Consider the following 3,056-nt stretch of genomic DNA (forward strand, 5'->3'; position numbering starts at 1 on the left):
TAGAAAAGAACTTCCCACTATACGAGGTAAACCTCCTAGCAGAATACGAGATGCTCTTCCTGAAAATGATACCAAGAGATGTTAGAGAAAAGATGACAGAGTTTCTCAGGGTAGGAGATCTTAAAGGCATGAACTTCCCAAAAATACATAATCTCATGTATTACCCAGCTAGGAGGCCTTCAACTGCCGCTAGAGCTGTAACTCTGGCTGCTGTGGTTGGTAGCGGTGTACCAACAGACACCTTCCTGAAGGCCATTGGGTTGGAGAATGCGAGGCTGCTTGCTAAGAGGAGCAGAGCTATAACCACACTATACATGGTAAGCCCTGATAGGGAGCTCGTCAGGGAGCTCGTAGGCGACCCAGCTAGTGTGGTCGTCGTTGATCCAATGGCTGGCGGTGGCTCGATACCCCTTGAGTCCCTGCGCCTAGGCTTTAGGACAATAGCCGGGGATTACAACCCAGTAGCATATCTCATACTAAGGGCAACCATAGAGTTCCCGGCGAAATACGGTAGGAGGCTCTACGAGCATGTACTCGAGGAGGCCCGGAAAATGCTGGAGTACGCTAGGAGGGAGCTCGGGAAGTTCTACGATGAAAACGTAAGGTCATACATACTCTTTCTTGGGGCGGAGCACGATTGTGGAGGGGTCATACCGCTGATCAACCGACCGCTACTTAGTAGAAGGCAGGGAGTCTATGTAAGACCCGAGTTCAACACCGAGGGTAAGACGGTCGAGTTCAGAATCGCAAGCCAGCCACCCCCACCGATCACTCTATGCCCGTACTGTGAAAGACCTGTCAGCGTGGAGGCGCTTAGGAGGAGGTGGGTGCAGAAGCACGTCGAGCTCCTCAGCAGGCTCTTGGAGGGCGATGAAAAAGCCGTGGAAGAGATTGAGAGGACGTACCTACTAGCCGCCGTTAAACTCAGGAAGGGGGGATACCGGGAACCAAGCGACCATGACCGCCGGCTACTGAGGGAGGCCGCGAGAGAGCTTGCGAAGATAGCTAAGGAGGAGAATGTACTAGATTACCTGCCCATAGCCGAGATCCCAGACGAGAACGAGGTGTTCAAGGACGCTAAAAAGATGGGGTTGAAGCACTGGTATCAGTTGTTTAGCCCGAGGCAACTACTAGCACTATACAAGCTCATAAAATACGTGAGATCCAGAGCTGTCGAGCTACGTGACGCCTTGGGAGAGGTAGGTGTTGCTGTAGCGTTGTATTTGGCTCTCGCGATCGGAAAGCTCGTAAATTACGATAACATCTTTACGCAATGGGACGCGTCCGAGTCAACTATTAGAGATGTGGTAGGCTCTCAATACGCGTTGGGTAGAAAAGTCAGGCTTGGATACGACTTCTGCGAAGGTGCGATACCCTACATGGATCTACCTTGGGCTCTCGAAGTTGGGAAAGACGCAGATGAAGATGCTGAAGAACTAGAGGCTGAAGAGCTTAAGGGTACCCGCGGCGGTATCCTACCCGTGTTGAAGTTCCTTAGTGAGGAGCTTGAGGGTCTCTGGAAGGACGGAATGGACTCGATCTACCTCTGGGATGCTAGGAGGCTTGATACGGTTCTGGAACAAGGCTCTGTGGATCTCGTCCACGTCGACCCCCCATACTACGATCAGCATGACTATGCCGGGATAACGGAGTTCTTCTGGGTTATTATCCAGCAGGCATTAAGACCTGTGCTTGAAGACCTATTCCCCGTTGACCACGTCCACATAGACTGGGATCCATTCGAGCCCAGGATACCTAGGGAGCTTGAGATCGGCGGCTCTCCCCCGCCTAGGATTGGGGGTGGCAGTAGGTTTGGAGAGCAACTCAGAATGTTCCTTGAAGCCACGTCCAAGGTTCTCAAGCCCGACGGCATCCTAGTCATGTGGTATTCCTATGGAAAACTCCACGGGTGGGAAGAGCTCTTCTACAGGTTCTACGAAGCCGGGTACGCCGTTACGAAGACGTGGCAGATTTGGAGCGAGTCTAGGCAAAGGAGGATCGCCCTACAGAGCAGTGCTTTCTTCACCAGCATAGTCATAGTTGCCAGGCCCAACGCCAAGAGGAAGCCTTTACTCGGCGACGATGATCACGAGTTCGTCGAAGATGTCAAGAGCACGGTCGCGTCTTCCATGAACGCTATAATAGGAAGCTACGGTATGGATCTGCTCAGGGAGGCTTTAGTGGTATCCATTGCCGACGGGTTCGCTGCGGTAACGAGGTACACTCTACCAGCCTCAAGTTCACTTACCCAAGCCCACAACTATAGGAGGCTGGCTAATAAAGCCTTGGAGGTCTCTGTGAACACAGTCATGGAGCTCCTAGCCAGCAGGGTAGGTATCCAGAACCTAGATATTAAAGGTCTAGACCCCACCTCTAGACTCTACCTGTTCCTACTCATAGCGTCGGATGAGAGACTTCGAGTACCGTACGACTTCTCTAACAGGGTGTACCAGGTTTTAAGAGCGCCCTCCCTAGAAATAATACAGCAGAATAAGGAGAGCGAGGGAATTCTCACGTTGAGACCGCCTGATGCGATGGCAACCCTAGGGGTTAGGATCGGGAAGGCCGCAGAGCTCGTGAGGAGCGTCAGGGAGACTATAGCACGCTACGGCGTGAGAGCTGCAGAGGAAATGGTGGCCCAAGCGGATAGAAACGATGTGGTCCTAGCATACTATTTGACCGCTATATGCTGGAAGAAGTTGGGCATAGGCGATAGTGGTGAAAGGGATAGGATTCTAAGGGTTCTGGGTGGTGGGCTATGAGGCCCCTAGACCAGTATTTAGATGAGGACTGGCTTGAACACATATCAAGACAAAGCCCTGACGAGCTGGCCCCTAGCCTTGGCTCAGTGATACTGGCCTTAAGTAGCGAGGAAAACTTGAAAACGGTGTTGGAATATGCCAAGGCAGACATATTCCTTGCTATGACACAGCTGACACCCAGTTACGTCGAGATCCTGAGGGCGATTCTAAACGCTCTAAGAAGTAGGAGCTATGTAGGGCTATTTCTAAACTTGGATATGGGGATGGGCAAGACCCATCTGCTTACCCTCCTAC

2 protein-coding genes are annotated in these 3,056 nt (G+C 52.0%); both read left to right on the top strand.

Annotated elements, in window-relative coordinates; genetic code table 11:
* The coding region (locus tag ACP5KC_RS09695; protein WP_428287432.1) for a hypothetical protein at window positions 1–2,762 on the top strand (2,762 nt) is incomplete at its 5' end.
* On the top strand, window positions 2,759–3,056 hold a 298-nt coding region (locus tag ACP5KC_RS09700), incomplete at its 3' end, for a hypothetical protein (protein WP_428287433.1). The genes ACP5KC_RS09695 and ACP5KC_RS09700, both read left to right, overlap by 4 nt.

This window comes from Infirmifilum sp., from assembly GCF_049970975.1.
Lineage (GTDB): Archaea > Thermoproteota > Thermoprotei > Thermofilales > Thermofilaceae > Thermofilum > Thermofilum uzonense.